The following is a 14,136-nucleotide window of genomic DNA, read 5'->3' on the forward strand; positions in this document are numbered from 1 at the left end:
GTCCAACTCGCCGGTGAGAGCACAGGCCAAGGGGGCTGGAAGAGTGCGGGACGAAGCCAATTCCGCTGTGGGCGAACGCGGAGTGTCGAAACAGACGAAAGCGACAAAACGCCCCCGAGTGGGGTCCGGAGGACCCGACAAACCGGCGGCGGCCGAGGCAAAGGCGGCCACCAAGAAGGCGGTGTCCGAAAAGGCCCCCACGAAGACGGCTGAGGCGGCGAAGAAGGCCACCGCGAGGAAGGCCGCCGCGAACACGACCACCGCGAAGACGACCACCGCGAAGACGACCACCGCGGAGAAGGTCACCGCGAGGAAGGCCGCCAAGCCCGAGTCGCACCTCGCCATGGTCCGGCGTGCCCGGAAGATCAACCGGGAGCTGGCCGAGGTCTATCCGTACGCCCATCCCGAGCTCGACTTCCGCAACCCCTTCGAGCTGCTCGTCGCCACGGTCCTCTCCGCCCAGACCACGGACCTGCGGGTCAACCAGACCACGCCCGCGCTCTTCGCGAAGTATCCGACCCCCGAGGACCTGGCCGCCGCCGTGCCCGAGGAGGTCGAGGAGCTGATCCGGCCGACCGGCTTCTTCCGCGCCAAGACCAAGTCGATCATGGGGCTCGCCGCGGCCCTCAGGGACGACTTCGGCGGTGAGGTGCCCGGGCGCCTGGACGACCTGGTCAAGCTGCCCGGCGTCGGCCGGAAGACGGCCTTCGTGGTCCTCGGCAACGCCTTCGGAGTGCCCGGCATCACCGTGGACACCCACTTCATGCGGCTGGCCCGGCGCTGGAAGTGGACCGAGTCCGACGACCCGGTGAAGATCGAGGCCGAGGTCGCCGAGATCTTCCCGAAGAGCGACTGGACGATGCTCTCGCACCGGGTGATCTTCCACGGGCGCCGCATCTGCCACGCCCGCAAGCCCGCCTGCGGCGCCTGCCCGATCACCCACCTCTGCCCCTCGTACGGCGAGGGCGAGACCGATCCGGAGAAGGCGCGCAAGCTCCTGAAGTACGAGAAGGGCGGCTTCCCGGGCCAGCGGCTCAACCCGCCGCCGGACTACCCGGGCCTCCCCGCGCCCCCGCTGGGCGCGAGCTCCTGAGCCCTGAGCCCGGGAACGAACCGGGAGGCCGACCGCGTTGTGAAACACGGGATGAGACACGGGGGTGCCTATGACGCGCACTGGTGAAGAGCTCCAGGGCTCGGGTGGCCTGCTCAGCAGAGCGGGGCTGCCCGACTGGCTCGGCCCGGTCGACCACGCCGCCCGCACGGTCGAGCCGGAGCAGCTGAGCCGCTTCCTGCCGCCCGAGGACGGCGCGGGGCGGCAGTCCGCCGTGCTCATCCTCTTCGGCGAGGGCCCGCGCGGCCCGGAGCTGCTGCTGATGGAGCGCTCCGGCACCCTCCGCTCGCACGCCGGGCAGCCCTCCTTCCCCGGCGGCTCCCTCGACCCCGAGGACGGCGACCCGGCCGACGGCGGGCTGCTGCGGGCCGCGCTGCGCGAGGCCCGCGAGGAGACCGGCCTCGATCCGGCCGGCGTCCAGCTCTTCGGTGTGCTGCCCCGCCTGTACATCCCGGTGAGCGGATTCGTCGTCACGCCCGTCCTCGGCTGGTGGCGGGCGCCCAGCCCGGTCGGGGTCGTCGACCCCGCCGAGACCGCCCGGGTCTTCACCGTCCCCGTGGCGGATCTCACGGATCCCGCGAACCGCGCCACCGCGACCCATCCCAGCGGCCACCACGGCCCCGCATTCCTCGTCGAATCGGCTCTGGTCTGGGGATTTACCGCGGGAGTGATCGACCGGATCCTGCATTTCGCAGGCTGGGAGCGCCCCTGGGACCGCTCGAAGCGGGTCCCGCTCGACTGGAGGTCATGACAGGCTGGCCCCGGGGCGATCGATGACGAATCTGCGAGGCTACTGACGGTGAACGTGCTGGACATCCTGTTGCTGCTCGCCGCCGTCTGGTTCGCGATCATCGGTTACCGCCAGGGTTTCGTCGTCGGCATCCTCTCGGTGATCGGCTTCCTCGGCGGCGGTCTCGTCGCCGTTCTGCTGCTGCCGGCCCTCTGGAACCAGCTGACCGACCACAGCGAGGTCTCGACGACCGCGACGGTGATCTTCGTGATGGTGGTGATCATCAGCGCCTCCGTCGGCCAGGCCTTCACCACCCACCTCGGCAGCAAGCTGCGCCGGCACATCACCCGGACGCCCGCCCGCGTCCTGGACGCCACCGGCGGCGCCCTGGTCAACGTGGTCGCGATGCTGCTCGTGGCCTGGCTCATCGGCTCCGCCCTGGCCGGTACGGCCATGCCCACCCTGGGCAAGGAGGTCCGCGGCTCCAAGGTGCTCCTCGGGGTCGACCAGGTGATGCCGGATCAGGCACCCGGCTGGTTCTCCGACTTCACCTCGGCGCTCGCCCAGAACGGCTTCCCGCAGGTCTTCAGCCCCTTCTCCAACGAGCCCATCACCGAGGTGCTGCCGCCCGACCCGGCGCTCGCGGGCAGCCCGGTCGCCGCCCGCGCCCAGGACTCCATCGTCAAGGTCGTCGGCACCGCCCCCAGCTGCGGCAAGGTCCTCGAAGGCACCGGCTTCGTCTTCGCCGAGCGCCGGGTCATGACCAACGCGCATGTCGTCGGCGGCGTCGACGAGCCGACCGTCCAGATCGGCGGCGAGGGCAAGCTCCACGACGCCAAGGTCGTCCTCTACGACTGGAAGCGCGACATCGCCGTCCTCGACGTGCCCGATCTCAAGGCCCGCCCGCTCCAGTTCACCGACCAGGACGCGCGCAGCGGCGACAACGCCATCGTCGCCGGCTTCCCCGAGAACGGCGCCTACGACGTGCGCTCGGCGCGCGTCCGCGGACGCATCGCCGCCGAGGGCCCCGACATCTACCACCGCGGGGAGGTGCGCAGGGACGTGTACTCGCTGTACGCGACGGTTCGTCAGGGCAACTCCGGCGGACCGCTGCTCACCGCCGACGGCAAGGTGTACGGCGTGATCTTCGCCCGCTCCCTCGACGACGCCAACACCGGTTACGCGCTGACGGTCGACGAGATCCGTGACGACATCCTCCGCGGCCGCTCGGCCGCCCAGCAGGTCGACAGCCAGGGCTGCGCCCTCTAGGAGGCCGAGGCCCTTCAGGGCGCCCTGGAGGGCCCGTTCGAGCCCGTTCCGGGGCCCGTGCGGCGGGTCGGCGTATGCGTGAGGATGGAGACTACGTACGGATGCGGCTACGTACGGGTGTGGCGCAGTCGGGCCGACATCCAGCGGGCCCGGCGGCGGAGGATCCGGGAGATCCCCACGGCCCGCGCCGGGTGCGGATGGCCCTGGTCCTGCGTACCGCCCCGTTCCGGGGCGCCGGAGCCGCCGATCGAGCGGCGGTCGCGTGCTGTGTCACTGTAGTCGTGCGTCCAGCCCATACCCGGACGTCTGCCCGGGGCCCAAGGTCGGTAACCGCCCGGGGGCCCGCCAATTGGAGTATGCGCGAGGCACATGGCAATTCGACGGACGGCTGTGCGCCGCCGGTGTTCAGCGGTCGTCAGCGGTCGGGCTCGGGGTCCTTCAGCCAGTTGACGAGCTCGGTGGTGAACGCCGCCGGGTCCTCCTCGTGGGGGAAGTGCCCGAGGCCGTCGAAGAGCCGCCAGCGGTAGGGAGCCTCCACGTACTCGCCGGAGCCGGCCGCGCTGCGGGTCCGCATCACCGGGTCGAGCGAACCGTGCAGGTGCAGCGTGGGCACCCGCACCGGCCGCTTCATGCGCCGGTTGAACTGGATGCCGTCCGGGCGGGCCAGCGAGCGCACCATCCAACGGTACGGCTCGATGGAGCAGTGCGCGGTCGACGGGATGCACATGGCCCGCCGGTAGACCGCGAGGGCCTCCTCGTCGGCCGCCGCGCCCGGGTTCGGCCCGGACCAGTCCTGGATGAGCCGGCCGACGAGCGCCGCCTCGTCGGCGACGAGCTGACGCTCCGGCAGCCACGGGCGCTGGAAGCCCCACACGTACGAACCGGCGCGGGTCTGCGCGAAGTCGGAGAGCATCGCCGAGCGCCAGCGGCGCGGGTGCGGCATCGAGGAGACGGCGAGCCGGCGCACCAGCTTGGGGCGCATCACGGCGGCCGTCCAGGCGAGGTAGCCGCCCAGGTCGTGGCCGACGAGGGCGGCGTCCGGCTCGCCGAGCGAGCGGATCACGCCGGTGATGTCCAGGGCCAGGTTGGCCGGGTCGTAACCGCGGGGCGTGCGGTCGCTGCCGCCGACGCCGCGCAGGTCCATCGCCACGGCCCGGAAACCGGCCTCGGCGAGGGCAGGCAGCTGGTGGCGCCAGGTCCACCAGAACTGCGGGAAGCCGTGCAGCAGCAGCACCAAGGGGCCGTCGCCCATCTCGGCGATGTGGAAGCGGGCGCCGTTGGCCGCCACGTCGCGGTGGGTCCACGGCCCGTCGATGCGGACGGGGCTCCCGCCGTTGGCGCTGCTGCTCTCAGGGACGGTCATGCGGATGAGCGTGCCACAGTCTCGCCCTTGTCCAGGGCGATCCGGGCCGCGTCGGCCGCCACCGGCCGCGGGTGCGGCTTGACGTTCTGCATGATCGCCGCGGTCTGCTTGGCGGAGTCGATGGTCTTCTCCGGCTTCTTGACCTTCTTGAACTTGGCGACGGCGATGGCGATGAGCACGCCCGCGAACAGCACGTTCGCCGTGAAGGACAGCAGGAAGCACCAGACCATGTTCCAGCCGCCGTTGCCGTTGTGCCCACCGGTCCAGGTGTTGATGGCGTAGGCGAGCGCGAAGCTCAGCATCGGCAGGGAGAACAGCAGCACCACGGCGGCGGTGATGCCGAGGATCGCTCCGATCCCACCGCGCTTCACGTCCTGGCGGATCTCCGCCTTGGCGAGGGCGATCTCGTCGTGCACCAGGGCGGACATCTCGGCGGTCGCCGAGGCGACCAGCTGGCCGAGGCTGCGCTCGGTTCCGTCGAACGGGTCGCTCATGGCTGCTCCCTCTTCTCCTGTGTCGTCTGCCCTCAGATCATGCCGGACGGTCGTCCCCGCCGCGCGATGCACCCGCCAGTTGGGCGCGCTCGCGATGCTCGGCGGCCTTCCGCTCGTAGATCTCGGCCATCCGCAGGTGGTACTCGGGGGTGTGCTCCTCGTAGATGTCGGGGATTCCGTCGTGGTCCTCGTCGCGGTCCTCCTCCGCGCACAGGGCCTGGTACCTGCGGACCCGCAGCTTCAGGAGTACGGAGGCGAGCACGGCGGCTATGAGGGAGCCGGCCAGAACCGCTGCCTTCACCTGGTTGGTCAGCGCCACGTCGCCCTCGAAGGCCAGTTCGCCGATGAGCAGCGAGACGGTGAAGCCGATGCCGGAGAGCGTGGCCACGGCGAAGACGTCCGGCCAGGCCAGGTCGGGGTTGAGCTCCGCTCTTGTGAAGCGGGCGGTGATCCACGTGCCGCCGAAGATGCCGAGGGCCTTGCCGGCGACGAGTCCGAGGACCACGCCGAGGGTGACGGGCTGGGTGAACACGTCGCTGATGGACTTGCCGGAGATGGTGACTCCGGCGGAGAACAGCGCGAACAGCGGCACGGCGAGACCGGCGGAGAGTGGCCGGACCAGGTGCTCGATGCGCTCGCCGGGGGAGTGCTCCTCGCCCTCGTGGGTGGTGCAGCGCAGCATCAGGCCCATGGCGACGCCGGCGATGGTGGCGTGGACGCCGCTGTTGTACATCAGGCCCCAGATGACCAGGGCCAGCGGCACGTACACGTACCAGCCGCGGACGCCCTTGCGCAGCAGCAGCCAGAAGACGGCCAGTCCGGCGACGGCGCCGCCGAGGGCGGCGAAGTTGAGGTCGTCGGTGAAGAAGATCGCGATGATGAGGATCGCGAGCAGGTCGTCGACGACGGCGAGGGTGAGCAGGAAGGCCCGCAGCGCCGAGGGCAGCGAGGTGCCGATCACGGCGAGGACGGCGAGAGCGAAGGCGATGTCGGTGGCGGTGGGCACGGCCCAGCCGCCGAGGCTGCCGTCGCCGACCAGGTTGACCACGGTGTAGACCAGGGCGGGCACCGCCATGCCGCATATCGCGGCGATGACGGGAAGCGCGGCGGCCTTGGGGTCGCGCAGCTCGCCCGCGACGAGCTCGCGCTTGAGCTCGATGCCGGCCACGAAGAAGAAGATCGCGAGGAGGCCGTCGGCGGCCCAGTGCTCCACCGACAGATCGAGGCCGAGGGCGGCCGGGCCCAGGTGGAAGTCCTGCACGGCCGCGTAGCTGTCCTTCAGCGGGGTGTTGGCCCAGATGAGTGCGACGACCGCGGCGACAAGCAGCAGCACACCGCCGACGGTCTCCGTGCGCAGCGCGTCGGCGACGAAGCGGCGCTCAGGCAGCGAGAGCCGGCCGAGGAACCTGCGGTCGGTGGGCGGGGGCGCGGACGCGGGCACGGTGAGAACCTCCGGTCGGTGGGCAGGGCTTAGCACATGCCGACCAGACTTCCCGGCGCACCTAGGTGTTCTTGTCGCGTCACTGACGCGGTCCTTACTTTACCTAACTTTACTGATAGGTGCTCGGTGGTGACTGGCGATCTTCACTTTAGGTGCATACGCGGACACCGGCACCCCCTGTGGACAACGCCCTGTGGACAACCCCGCGAGCGCACGGAAGCGCCCGCCCCGGTCACTCCGGGACGGGCGCTCACCTGCGGTTTTCGGTGGGGTCCGCGGATCAGTCCTCGCTGGCCGCGGCCGGCAGCTTGGTCTGGATGAGGTCCATGACCGAGGAGTCGGTCAGCGTCGTGACATCGCCCAGCTCGCGGTTCTCGGCGACGTCGCGCAGCAGCCGGCGCATGATCTTGCCGGAGCGGGTCTTGGGCAGCTCGGCCACCGGCAGGATCCGCTTCGGCTTGGCGATGGGGCCGAGATGCGCGCCGACGTGGTTGCGTAGTTCGGCGACGAGACCGTCGTCCTCGGTGGCCGTGCCGCGCAGGATCACGAAGGCGACGATGGCCTGGCCCGTGGTCTCGTCGGCGGCGCCGACCACGGCGGCCTCGGCGACCGACGGGTGGGAGACCAGCGCGGACTCGACCTCGGTGGTGGAGATGTTGTGGCCCGAGACGAGCATGACGTCGTCGACCCGGCCGAGCAGCCAGATGTCGCCGTCGTCGTCCTTCTTCGCGCCGTCACCCGCGAAGTACTTGCCCTCGAAGCGCGACCAGTAGGTGTCGACGAAGCGCTGGTCGTCGCCCCAGATGGTGCGGAGCATGGACGGCCACGGCTCGGTGAGCACCAGGTAGCCGCCGCCCCCGTTCGCGACCTCGTTCGCCTCGTCGTCGACGACGGTGGCCGAGATGCCGGGCAGCGGGCGCTGCGCGGATCCGGGCTTGGTCTCGGTGACGCCGGGCAGCGGCGAGATCATCATCGCGCCGGTCTCGGTCTGCCACCAGGTGTCCACGATCGGGCACGTGTCGGCGCCGATGTGCTTCCGGTACCAGATCCACGCCTCGGGGTTGATCGGCTCGCCGACCGAGCCGAGGAGGCGCAGCGACGACAGGTCGAACTTGGCGGGGATGTCGTCGCCCCACTTCATGAACGTGCGGATGGCGGTCGGCGCCGTGTAGAGGATGGTGACGCCGTACTTCTGCACGATCTCCCAGAACCGGCCCTGGTGCGGGGTGTCCGGGGTGCCCTCGTACATGACCTGGGTCGCGCCGTTGGCCAGCGGCCCGTACACGATGTACGAGTGGCCGGTGACCCAGCCGATGTCGGCCGTGCACCAGAAGACGTCGGTCTCCGGCTTGAGGTCGAAGACGGCGTGGTGGGTGTACGCGGCCTGGGTGAGGTAGCCGCCGGAGGTGTGCAGGATGCCCTTCGGCTTCCCGGTGGTGCCCGAGGTGTAGAGGATGAAGAGCGGGTGCTCCGCCTCGAAGGCCTCGGGGGTGTGCTCGGCGGACTGGCGGGCGACGATGTCGTCCCACCACACGTCGCGGCCCTCGGTGAAGGCGGTGTCCTGGCCGGTGCGGCGGACCACGAGGACGTGCTCGACCTGCGGGCACTTGCCGACGGCCTCGTCGATGGCCGGCTTGAGGGCGGACGGCTTGCCGCGGCGGTAGCCGCCGTCGGCGGTGACGACCAGCTTGGCGTCGGCGTCCTGGATCCGGGAGGCGACGGCGTCGGCCGAGAAGCCGCCGAAGACCACCGAGTGGGCGGCGCCGATGCGGGCGCAGGCCAGCATGGTGATGGCCGCCTCGGGGATCATCGGCAGGTAGACCGCGACCCGGTCGCCCTTGCGGACACCCAGCTCGGTCAGGGCGTTGGCGGCCCGGGAGACCTCGTCCTTGAGCTCGGCGTAGGTGATGGCGCGGCTGTCGCCCGGCTCGCCCTCGAAGTGGATGGCGACCCGGTCGCCGTTGCCGGCCTCGACGTGGCGGTCCACGCAGTTGTACGCGACGTTCAGCTCGCCGTCGGCGAACCACTTGGCGAACGGCGGGTTCGACCAGTCGAGCGTCTCCGTCGGCTCGGTGGCCCAGCTGAGCCGCTTGGCCTGCTCGGCCCAGAAGCCCAGCCTGTCCGCCTTGGCCTGCTCGTACGCCTCCGCCGTGACATTGGCGTGCGCGGCCAGCTCGGCGGGCGGCGCGAAGCGGCGCTCTTCCTTGAGCAGATTGGCCAAGGATTCGTTGCTCACGACATCTCCCTTTCCCAGGGCGTCCTATGTGCCTGTGTGTCCCGCGTCATAGCTCATCAGGCGGATGCCCGGGTGACAAGAGGCTCCGGACAATTGGTTTAGACCTGTGCGGTGACACGCGGAGGTGACCCCTCGCTCCCCGAGCGGTGGGGAGCGAGGGGTCACACACTTGCACGGACGAACGGAACAGATGGTTCAGGACGCGCGCGCGGCCTGCCGCCCCCACGCCCGGTCCTCCGGCTCCGCCGCCGGCCCCGGCGTCGGCCCCGACGTCGGTCCTGCCGCTGTGCCGCCCGCCGCGGGCGGCACATGGTTGAACACGTCGTCGTAGCTGTGCACCTCGTCCGTGCCGGCCAGCAGATAGGCCTGCGCCTCGCCCACGTGGAAGTACATCCCGTGCAGCGTCAGCGTGCCCTCGGCGAGCCGCCGCGCCACCGACTCGTACGCCCGCAGATGCTCCAGCTGCTGCACCACATTGGTCAGGCACAGCTGCTCGACCGCGTCGGCCGGCAGCCGGCCGGAGATCCTCGCCCAGGCGTGGCGGCGGCTCGCCATCCGCTCCAGACTCGGCAGGCCGTGCCGCAGCCAGCGGCGCAGCGGGCTCGGCGGCTCGTCGGGGCCGCTGTTCAGCAGGGCCTGCATCGCGCCGCAGCCCGAGTGCCCGCAGACCGTGATCGACTCGACCCGCAGCACCTCCACCGCGTACTCGATCGCCGCCGCCACCGAGTCGTCCCCGCTCTCCTCGCCCGGCAGTGGCACCAGGTTCCCCACATTGCGCACCGTGAACAGGTCGCCCGGGCCGCTGGACGTGATCATGCTGGTCACCAGCCGGGAATCCGCGCAGGTCAGGAACAGCTGCGAGGGCCGCTGTCCCTCCCGGGCCAGCCTGGCCAGCTCCTCGCGCACCAGCGGCGCGGTGTCCCGCTGGAAGGCGCCGATGCCGCTCGCCAGCCGGTGCCCGACGGTCCCGCCGCCCGGCTCCTCGCCGCCGCCCTCCGTGCCCTCGGCCCCCGAGGGCCGCTGCTCGCCGCACTGGTGATTGCGCCACGGCGTCCACGGGCGGCAGCAGGCGTGCCTGCCCGCGCCGTGCGCGGCGGAGCCGGAGGCGGGCGTGGGCCGGGTGATCCGGTGGCCGGCCGGACCGGTCAGTCGGACGGCGGCGTCGTGTGAGGCCTGCCAGTCGCGCAGGGCCTCGTAGGCGGCGTGGTCCATGAAGGACCCGTCCAGTTCGACGACGCAGGGCGAGTCCTGCGGGATCTGATGCAGGACCCGGCTGAGCCGGGGTACGGCGAGGAAGGTCAACTGCCCCCGCGCCCGCACGTGGTGGCCCTCATCGGTCTCCTCGATCGTGATCCGGGTCCGGGTGAGCCGGTGCAGGGCGACCGCCACGGCGACCGCGACACCGATGACCACGCCTTCCAGGACCCCTGTCAGGACGACGGCGGTCAGCGTCGCCACGTACACGAGCATCTCGCGATTGCGCCGGACGCTGCGCAGATGGGTGATGCTGACCATCTGGACACCGACGACGGTGACGAGCGCGGCGAGCGAGGCCAGCGGGATCAGGTCGAGCACGGGCACCAGGAACAACGCGGCGAGGATGACCCAGACGCCGTGCAGGATCGCGGAGTTGCGGCCGGTCGCGCCGGCGGAGATGTTGGCGGCGCTGCGCACGGCGACGCCCGTGACGGGCAGCCCGCCGAGTGCCCCGGAGAGCACGTTGGCCGCGCCCTGGCCGGCGAGTTCGCGGTCCAGGCGAGACCGGGGGACCGGCGGGCCCGCCCGGCGGGCCGCGGCCAGCTTGTCGACCGCGACGGCCGAGAGCAACGACTCGACACTGCCGACCAGCGTGACGGTGAGGGCGGCGGCGACCAGTCCCAGCAACGGACCCTCCGGCAGCCCCACGAGCGCGTGACTGCTCCACGAGGGCAGGTCGACCCGGGGCAGGCGCAGCCCGGCGAGAGCGGCGACCGCCGTGGCACCGGCCACGGCGGCGAGGGCCGCCGGGACCTTGCGTACGAGCCGGCCCACACGCCCTGGCAAGCGCGGCCACAACAGCAGTACGGCGACGGTGAGCGCACTGATGGCGAGCGCGGGGCCGGAGACGTGCGCCAACTGGGCGGGCAGTCCACGGGCGTTGGCCACAGCGGAGCTCTGCGGGCTCCCGCCGAGCACGACGTGCAGCTGGGCGAGGGCGATGGTGACGCCGATCCCGGCCAGCATCCCGTGCACGACGGCAGGGGAGACGGCGAGCGCGGAGCGGGCCACCCGCAGGGCGGCGAGGCCGAGTTGGGCCAGTCCGGCGAGGACCGTGACGGCGCAGGTGGTGCGCCAGCCGTAGCGCTGGATCAGCTCGGCGGTGACCACGGTCAGTCCGGCGGCCGGGCCGCTGACCTGGAGCGGGGAGCCGCCGAGCCGACCGGCGACGATGCCGCCGACGGCGGCGGCCACCAGACCGGCCTGGAGCGGCGCGCCGGTGGCGAGGGCGATGCCGAGGGAGAGCGGCAGCGCGATGAGGAACACGGCGACCGACGCGGACAGGTCCGCGCCGGCGATGCGGAAGCGGCGGCGCGGACCGTCCGGTGGGCTGTGCGGCCGTTGGACGCGAGGCCGGTTCGTGGTGCGGGCAGGGCTGGTGAGGGTCATGTTCCCGTCTCCTCCGGAGGGGCAGCGTGACGCGGCTCGTGCGGGGTTCAGCGGCGGGTACAGCGATCAGCACTGATGAACGCTCAGTAAATGAATGGTAATGGAGAGTAAAGTCTCCGGCATTATTTTCGGGGCAAACAGGGCAATGATTCACCGGATCCGGTGACAGAACGTGGTCATACCGCTTGTCGTTGCCGCGCTCCGGCCGTCGTGGTGCGACGTTGACGCCGCTTGTACGGAAATCCGAGGAACCGTGCGAACGGGCAAGCGAACGCAACGAGGAGAGGTGTGCGGATGTCAGCCGCCGCGAGAAGGACCACTGTCCAGAAGAGGGCGCTCGCCGTCGGCGCCCTCGCCGTCGCCCTCACGGCCGGGCTCGCCGGCTGCTCGGGCTCCGGCGGTTCCGCTCCGCAGGGGGCACCGGGCGCCGCGGGCGCCAAGAAGGGTCCGGCCGCGGCCCCGCAGAGCGCGGTACGGCTGATCGGGGACGGCTCCACCGCCTTCACCGGCGTGCAGCCGAAGCAGCCCACCTGGCAGCGCCTGAAGCCGGGTCAGCAGCCGCCCCAGTTCGTGGTGTTCTCCTGGGACGGCGCGGGCGAGGACAGCCAGAGACTGTTCTCCCACTTCCGCAAGGTCGGCAAGCAGTACGGCGCGAACATGACGTACTTCCTCAGCGGCGTGTACCTGCTGCCGGAGTCCAAGCGCGAGATGTACAACCCGCCGCAGCACTCCCCGGGCCGCTCGGACATCGGCTTCAACGACGTCCAGGGCATCCGCGACACCGTGCGCGAACTGCGCGGTGCCTGGGAGGAGGGCAACGAGATCGGCACCCACTTCAACGGGCACTTCTGCGGCAAGGACGGGGGTGTGGGCACCTGGTCGGTCGAGGAGTGGAAGAGCGAGATCAACCAGGCCAAGTCCTTCGTCAAGAACTGGAAGACGAATGCCGGACTGAAGGCGGAGCAGCCGCTTCCGTTCGACTACGACAAGGAGCTCGTCGGCGCCCGCACGCCGTGCCTGGAGGGTCGCGCGAACTTCGTGAAGGCGGCGTCCCAGATGGGCTTCCGCTACGACACCAGCGGCGTCAACGACCAGATCTGGCCGAAGAAGGACCAGGGGCTCTGGGACCTGTCGATGCAGCTGGTCCCGGTCCCCGGCCGCGCCTTCCAGACGCTGTCGATGGACTACAACTTCCTGGTCAACCAGTCCGGTACGACCAAGGGCGACCCGTCGATGCACGAGTACTGGGGCAACCAGATGCGCGACGGCCTGGTGCAGGCCTTCGAGCGCTCGTACCGGGGCAACCGGGCGCCGCTGATCATCGGCAACCACTTCGAGTCCTGGAACGGCGGCACCTATATGCGCGCCATCGAGGAGACCATCGCCACGGTCTGCGTGCAGAAGGACGTCGAGTGCGTCTCCTTCCGCCAGCTCGCCGACTGGCTCGACGCCCAGGACCCGGCGGTCGTCGCCAAGCTCCGCACCCTGAAGGTCGGCGAGGCCCCGACCGGCGGCTGGCAGTCCTTCCTGGCCCCGCAGCCCGCCGCCCCGGCCGGAGCAGCGGGCAACGCCGCCCCGGCCGCCGCCGTCAAGCCGGCTGAACGGCGCTGAGCCCTTCGGTCAGTACGAAGCCGGGGTCGACCTGCGCCGCCAGGTCGGCCCCCGGCCCCTTCTCCTTCGCTTCCTCGCACCGCTCGGCGCCGGGGCGCCTCCCGGGCGTCGGGAGCGGTGCCGGACTCCGTCCGGCGGGCGAGGTGGGGGCGTCAGCTCGGCTGCGGCACGGCGAGGCGTTCGTCGAGCACGAAGCCGGTGTCGACCTGCGCCGCCAGGTCGGCCCCGGTCTTGGCGTTGCCCCAGCTCTCCGCGTTCTTCAGGTGGAAGTGCACCATCTGGCGCGTGTAGCGCTCCCAGTCGCGGTGGGCGTACGAGTCGTCCGCCGCGTTCTGGAGGAGCTGCAGGGCCGTGCGGTTGGTGGCCTCCAGGAGCTCGAAGAGCGGCGGGCGGCCCTTCTCCATCGAGCGGACCCAATCGGAGTGGCCGACCGTCACCAGCAGGTCGTCGCCGACCTCGGCGCGCAGGAAGTCGATGTCGTCCGGGCCCTGCACCTTGTTGCCGACGACCTTCAGCGCGACCCCGAAGTCCCGTGCGTACTCCTTGTACTGGCGGTAGACGGACACGCCCTTACGGGTCGGCTCGGCCACCAGGAAGGTCATGTCGAAGCGGGTGAACATGCCGGAGGCGAAGGAGTCCGAGCCGGCCGTCATGTCGACCACGACGTACTCGTCCGGCCCGTCCACCAGGTGGTTCAGGCACAGCTCCACCGCGCCGACCTTGGAGTGGTAGCAGGCCACTCCGAGGTCCGAATCCGTGAACGGGCCCGTCGCCATCAGCCGGATCCCGTCCCCGTCGAGCACCACCGGGCGGGCGCAGGCCTCGTACACCGGGTTGTCCTCGCGGATCCGGAGCAGCCGCGAACCCGCCCCGGGCGGCGTCGTCTTGATCATCGTGTCGGCGGAGGCGATCCGCGGGTTGTCGCCGCGCAGATACTCCTTGATCAGCGGCAGGTGCGCGCCCATGGCGGGCAGCGCCGCGGCCTCCTCGTCGGAGAGGCCGAGCGCCGCCCCGAGGTGCTGGTTGATGTCGGCGTCGACCGCCATGACCGGGGCTCCGGCGGCGGCGAGGTGTCGGATGAAGAGCGAGGACAGCGTCGTCTTGCCGCTGCCGCCCTTCCCCACGAAAGCGATCTTCATGTTCACCTAGCGTAGTGGCATGAATGCGCGTCGTGGTCAAGGTGCGTGAAGAAGACCACTCCAAGGTGGGGTCCGAGCCGGGTGCGCGTAGCCTCC

At 71.1% G+C, this 14,136-nt stretch carries 11 protein-coding genes; 4 read left to right on the forward strand and 7 right to left on the reverse strand.

The features are described from left to right. Positions 1–82: 82 nt before the first annotated feature. From nth to AB0M18_RS17890, 3 genes are all read left to right on the forward strand, one after another. Positions 83–1,093, forward strand: a complete 1,011-nt coding sequence (gene nth, locus AB0M18_RS17880) for an endonuclease III (RefSeq protein WP_365758910.1) — start codon at positions 83–85, stop codon at positions 1,091–1,093. 70 nt (positions 1,094–1,163) lie between these two features. Then, entirely contained in the window at positions 1,164–1,862 is a 699-nt protein-coding gene (locus AB0M18_RS17885) for a CoA pyrophosphatase (RefSeq protein WP_365758912.1), read from the forward strand. A gap of 48 nt (positions 1,863–1,910) precedes the next feature. After that, complete coding sequence (locus AB0M18_RS17890) at positions 1,911–3,110, forward strand: MarP family serine protease (RefSeq protein WP_365758914.1); 1,200 nt, start codon at positions 1,911–1,913, stop codon at positions 3,108–3,110. Between the two features lie 107 nt (positions 3,111–3,217). Here the strand turns inward: AB0M18_RS17890 and AB0M18_RS17895 are convergent, their stop codons facing one another. The 6 genes from AB0M18_RS17895 to AB0M18_RS17920 all read right to left on the reverse strand — a co-directional run bounded on the left by AB0M18_RS17895 (position 3,218) and on the right by AB0M18_RS17920 (position 11,290). Beyond that, entirely contained in the window at positions 3,218–3,406 is a 189-nt protein-coding gene (locus AB0M18_RS17895) for a hypothetical protein (protein ID WP_365758916.1), read from the reverse strand. A 119-nt stretch (positions 3,407–3,525) separates the two neighbouring features. Then, positions 3,526–4,473, reverse strand: coding sequence for an alpha/beta hydrolase (locus AB0M18_RS17900; protein WP_365758918.1), 948 nt, complete (start codon positions 4,471–4,473; stop codon positions 3,526–3,528). Continuing rightward, positions 4,470–4,967 (reverse strand): phage holin family protein, encoded by a 498-nt coding sequence (locus AB0M18_RS17905; RefSeq protein ID WP_365758920.1) that lies wholly within the window; start codon positions 4,965–4,967, stop codon positions 4,470–4,472. The genes AB0M18_RS17900 and AB0M18_RS17905 overlap by 4 nt, the downstream gene beginning before the upstream one ends. A gap of 37 nt (positions 4,968–5,004) precedes the next feature. Further along, entirely contained in the window at positions 5,005–6,408 is a 1,404-nt protein-coding gene (nhaA, locus tag AB0M18_RS17910) for a Na+/H+ antiporter NhaA (RefSeq protein WP_365758922.1), read from the reverse strand. A gap of 280 nt (positions 6,409–6,688) precedes the next feature. Then, positions 6,689–8,644, reverse strand: coding sequence for an acetate--CoA ligase (gene acs / locus AB0M18_RS17915; RefSeq protein WP_365758925.1), 1,956 nt, complete (start codon positions 8,642–8,644; stop codon positions 6,689–6,691). A 195-nt stretch (positions 8,645–8,839) separates the two neighbouring features. Then, positions 8,840–11,290 carry a SulP family inorganic anion transporter gene (locus AB0M18_RS17920; protein ID WP_365758927.1) on the reverse strand — a complete coding sequence of 817 codons (2,451 nt, stop codon included), beginning with the start codon at positions 11,288–11,290 and terminating at the stop codon, positions 8,840–8,842. 294 nt (positions 11,291–11,584) lie between these two features. Between AB0M18_RS17920 and AB0M18_RS17925 the strand changes: the two genes are divergently transcribed. Continuing rightward, complete coding sequence (locus AB0M18_RS17925; protein ID WP_365758929.1) at positions 11,585–12,901, forward strand: hypothetical protein; 1,317 nt, start codon at positions 11,585–11,587, stop codon at positions 12,899–12,901. A 152-nt stretch (positions 12,902–13,053) separates the two neighbouring features. Here AB0M18_RS17925 and AB0M18_RS17930 read toward each other — a convergent pair whose 3' ends face one another. Next, complete coding sequence (locus AB0M18_RS17930; protein WP_365758931.1) at positions 13,054–14,040, reverse strand: ATP-binding protein; 987 nt, start codon at positions 14,038–14,040, stop codon at positions 13,054–13,056. Between the last annotated feature and the right edge of the window lie 96 nt (positions 14,041–14,136).

Origin of the sequence: Streptomyces sp. NPDC051909, from assembly GCF_040681095.1 — a bacterium.
Lineage (GTDB): Bacteria > Actinomycetota > Actinomycetes > Streptomycetales > Streptomycetaceae > Streptomyces.

Coding starts and splice junctions, on each gene's coding strand:
- AB0M18_RS17900 (WP_365758918.1), bottom strand. CDS start 4,473: ATGACCGTCCCTGAGAGCAGCAGCGCCAACGGCGGGAGCCCCGTCCGC.
- AB0M18_RS17905 (WP_365758920.1), bottom strand. CDS start 4,967: ATGAGCGACCCGTTCGACGGAACCGAGCGCAGCCTCGGCCAGCTGGTC.
- AB0M18_RS17895 (WP_365758916.1), bottom strand. CDS start 3,406: ATGGGCTGGACGCACGACTACAGTGACACAGCACGCGACCGCCGCTCG.
- AB0M18_RS17920 (WP_365758927.1), bottom strand. CDS start 11,290: ATGACCCTCACCAGCCCTGCCCGCACCACGAACCGGCCTCGCGTCCAA.
- AB0M18_RS17925 (WP_365758929.1), top strand. CDS start 11,585: ATGTCAGCCGCCGCGAGAAGGACCACTGTCCAGAAGAGGGCGCTCGCC.
- AB0M18_RS17930 (WP_365758931.1), bottom strand. CDS start 14,040: ATGAAGATCGCTTTCGTGGGGAAGGGCGGCAGCGGCAAGACGACGCTG.
- AB0M18_RS17885 (WP_365758912.1), top strand. CDS start 1,164: ATGACGCGCACTGGTGAAGAGCTCCAGGGCTCGGGTGGCCTGCTCAGC.